This window comes from Chryseobacterium sp., from assembly GCF_022712095.1.
Classification (GTDB): domain Bacteria; phylum Bacteroidota; class Bacteroidia; order Flavobacteriales; family Weeksellaceae; genus Chryseobacterium.
On the sequence record NZ_JALAHD010000102.1, the window covers coordinates 1 to 4,498 of the forward strand.

2 protein-coding genes are annotated in these 4,498 nt (G+C 35.9%); both read left to right on the forward strand.

The annotated features are described in order from the left end of the window. Positions 1-116 precede the first annotated feature (116 nt). On the forward strand, positions 117-4,328 hold the full coding sequence (locus Q0A18_RS05110) for a PKD domain-containing protein (RefSeq protein ID WP_292009098.1): 4,212 nt from the start codon (positions 117-119) through the stop codon (positions 4,326-4,328). 15 nt (positions 4,329-4,343) lie between these two features. Next, positions 4,344-4,406, forward strand: coding sequence for a T9SS type A sorting domain-containing protein (locus Q0A18_RS16495; RefSeq protein WP_363315948.1), 63 nt, complete (start codon positions 4,344-4,346; stop codon positions 4,404-4,406). Positions 4,407-4,498 lie beyond the last annotated feature (92 nt).

Consider the following 4,498-nt stretch of genomic DNA (forward strand, 5'->3'; position numbering starts at 1 on the left):
GATATATATCACTCACTGTATTGGGATTTATATTGATTGGTATATGTATTTTTATGAAAATTAAAATTTAAGAGATGTTCAAATTATCATAGAAACTAACATTAAATTCCATAACCATGAAAAACATCATTTTATTTTTTCTAACCCTTTGCTATCTTATGGCATCGGGTCAGAAACCTATCGCTAAATTTTCTGTATCAGCGGAATCTCTTTCTTCTACAGAAAATAAAATCAAATTTTTAAGTACCAGTCTGGGGAATCCTACTTCTATTTCTTGGCATTTTCCCGAGGGAATACCTTCTACATCTACGATGGTTAATCCTATGGTTACTTACAGCAAGCCAGGGACTTATAAAGCAGAACTTACAATAACAAATTCAGAAGGTACTTCTATCGTTTCAGCAATTTTTTCGACTACTTCTGAGAAAGTTATTTATTTGAGTACAGGTAAAAATGACGATGGTTCTTTAATTACTTCTAACCCTCGAACTCCTGATACCAAATGGTGGTATACAGCTGCTGATGGCACGAGTGATTATCCTGTGACAAGAGTTCCTAGAAGTGGATGGAGTCTTGCAGACCTAAAAGATGGAATATATCCTAACAGTGTATGGTTTGCAACAAAAGATGCTGTTTACGGAGTACATACTTATACAAGAAATTTCACTCTTCCGAAAGATGGAAAACTTAATTTACGGTCAACAGCCACTAATAGAAATTGGGTTTATTTGGTTGAAAAAAAGACTGATGGAACGGAAATAGAGACTAAAATAGTAGAGACAGAACATCAGGAAAATTACAATGACCAAACTTGGTCAGGATATTATAATTCCTGGAATCCAAATGTTTTAGACTACCCCATAAAAGCAGGGAATTATGAATTAAAAGTAGTAATTGAAAATTTTACCAATTATATTGGTGGAATGAATCTCAATTCCAATATTAAATATCAGGATGATCCTGTATTTAATCCGGTTGCAGCATTTGCTGGTCCTGATAAAGCATGTTTAAACAAACCGGTTAAGTTTACTGCAGATTCATTAGGTAATCCTACTTCCTATTCCTGGGTATTTAAAAAGGGGTCAGACAGTATTACAGCAAGTGGACCCAGCCCCGAAATAACTTTTACTGCTCCGGGAAAATATGATGGAGAATTAACGGTAACATATACTAATGGACAAACTTCTACTTTAAGTATTGATAAGTATATAGAATTAACTGATTGTGATTTGACCCGAGCTCCTAACAGTTATATTTTTGATATAAATAAGGATGAATATAGTGGTTTATATATACCTACTACAAAAGCTTATGCAATGTGGCAGGATAATGAATATTTAAAAAATGAATCAGCACCTACGGGTAGTCCTTCTGTTTCTGTATATTGGGAAGATGTTGCAGGATTAATAGAGTCAGTTGATCTGGAAGGAGACAAAATCAAAGTAATGATTGACAAATTACGGGGTAAAGGAAATGCTGTTATTGCCTTACATTCGGGATCAAATGGTAATCATAAAGATCCGGTGCTTTGGAGCTGGCATGTATGGGTAACTGATGACCCTTCTGATGGTGTTAAATTTGGACATGGGTTTACTGGTGATGTTCCTACGAAACTGAGTGTTGTTGAAAGAAATATAGATGATGACCCTTTTTTACCTACTTTCATGGATAGAAATTTAGGAGCTACAAGCAATCACATATTGGGGCATGAATGGAATAGATCGGGAGGACTCATGTATCAATGGGGAAGAAAAGATCCCTTCCCTCCTCTGACTTTCCTGGATTATACTTATTATGACGTCTCGGGTTCTTTTAATGATTATGATATTCCTTTAACCTGGAGACAGGAACCTACTCGCCATAAAAAACGTCAAAGCAATGAGATTAATAAGAATATAGCCTATTCCGTATTGAATCCATTTACATATATCGATCCTGTTAGAGGAACGGAAGAGGAAAGCTGGCACTGGTTCGCTGCTCAAAAATTTAAAGAAACAGACAATAATGGACTTCCTGTTAATTATGATTTATGGGGAGATGCTACAAAAGGTAAATATGTGTCAGGAGGAATTGCACCTTACCAACTTAAATCACCTTTTGACCCTTGTCCGAACGGGTGGAGAGTTCCCTCTTACCGACATCAGGTAGATAGAATTCATTACAAATCGCCATGGGGGCGTGGTGATAATGGAGAAGATCGTGATTTTGGAGATTTTATAGATAAAATTGACATCAATAAAAATCCATTCAATAACAGTGTTAATTATGGAGGGAAATATAATGGGTTAAAACTTTATCCGGGTATAGGATATGATTTTTCGGGAATTACCGGAAAAAGTTATAGAAATATAGGACAATTCCCTTTTTCCGGAGCCTACTACGATTATTTTGCATTTAATGGAGGAGATAGTATTATTTATCAGGATAATAATTACCTAGGAACATTGTGGGGAGCAAGCCTAAATGGAGCTGCCCAGGCCAGCCATCTTAGGTTAATATTTGATGAATATGAAAAATTATATATAGGTTCTTGGGATATGACCGGTACATATATGGGATATCCTCTAAGATGTATGAGAGACCCTAATTTATTAAAAATAGGAGATTTTCCTACCCAATATATTGAGAGCATTAAAAAAAATTATAAAGAAGGACTGGAAAATCCCAATACTTATTTAGTAAAATCGGGGCAAACTGAGATAGAGATTCCAGTCAATAAAGCATATGCTGTTTATAATCAATATTTATCCAAGAATGGCTGGCCTCAGGGATCTTTATCAACTAATATCTATTGGACAACAAATAAACAACTTATTGAGAGTGTATCATTAAATGGTAGTGACGAAAATGCAAAAATCAAAGTAAAAATTAATAGTGCTCAAAAAGGAAATACAATTATTTCTTTACATATAGGTGCTAATGAGAATTCAAATGACCCGGTATTATGGAGTTGGCATATATGGGTTCCCAACGGGGATCCGGAAACGAATACCATTATTCATAGAACAGAGACTCCTTATCAGAATTTGGGTGATCACCTTGTAAATCCTACAAATACAGGATTAGCACCATTAAGTACGGAATTTATGGATAGAAATTTAGGCGCAATAGAAATGTTCCCCTTACTAAAAAACGGTACAACCCCTACAGAGGCGGAAAAAGCACAAGTGAAATTATCTCATGGATTACAATATCAATGGGGTAGAAAAGATCCAATTCCGTCGTTTCAGGATGTTTCAACTGTTTATAAGGGATCCAATACTACAGGAGTAATGACTTATACGGATATCAATAATGATATATATAATACCAATTATACTAAACCTTATTCAGATTATAGTGTAGTTGCTCAACTATCTGCCAATGATAAGAAAGCTCAGAAAATCAGTAAAATTTTAGAATACTCTGTTAATAATCCTTTCAATTTTATGTATAGTACAGGTCTCAACTACAAAGGAGAATCTTCTATAGATTGGATTTCCAATGAAAATGGATGGGCTCCTGACCGATGGGGGCATGCTAATAAAAAATCTCCATTTGACCCTTGCCCATCAGGATGGAGAGTTCCTGATACCTACTATGTGCAGGCATCCAATGACCGTAGAGCAGCAGATTTGGCAGCATATACAGACAGAGGGAACTCGCTTTGGTATAATGGGGATAATCTAATTGGTACTGTTTATGGTACGAAACAAGATAGTCAAGGTTATTTAAGTTCTAACTATAATGGACGGGTAGCACCCGGTAACTTAGGATTGATATTTGACAGAAAAGATGATGATGGTAACGGAGGATTTACACGAAATGAATTCAGGATAGGAGGATATCCTTTTAGTGGTATCAGAGGGAATAGCTTAACTTATAGAAAAGAAGTGGTGGGAGGAATATTTGGATTATGGTCTTCCAGTATTACCACACATGATACTTATTCGGGTGGAGTTTATTTATTAGGAAGACCTCTCGCAGCAAAAGGCTATTTAAGCCCTGCAACTTTTGCTTCGGGAAGAACATCTGATAGTATGCCACAGACAGCGATGAATGTTCGTTGTGCCAGAGATGAACCAAGATATATAGGGATTACTCGACCTAGTTATTTTCCTCCATCATTGGAGCCTATTACAGCTGTAGCGGCAACTGCTAAAGTAACACCAACCGAATCCATTCTTTCCGAATCTAATATTCAGATTTATCCTAATCCGAATTCAGGAGTATTTAAGATTTTGGTTACGGAATTTACTTCAGGTACTGTACAGATAGTCAATAGTTCAGGAACAGTAGTATTCTCCGGTTTATTCAAAGAAAATACAGAAGTAGATATCAATATGTAGAATCAGCTTCCAGGTATTTATTTTGTGAGAATAGAATCTGGCCAGCAAGTGGTCACTAAAAAATTTATAAAAAATTAAATTGATCTCACCTAACCAGAGCGAGGCGGCCTTTTAAGGCCGCCTCGTTGTTTGTGGGGAAGTTATTAGATTCTGAAAAAATAGGCATAATA

Excerpts from the sequence above, each read along its gene's own strand:
- Q0A18_RS05110 (WP_292009098.1), top strand. The coding sequence starts at position 117 with ATGAAAAACATCATTTTATTTTTTCTAACCCTTTGCTATCTTATGGCA.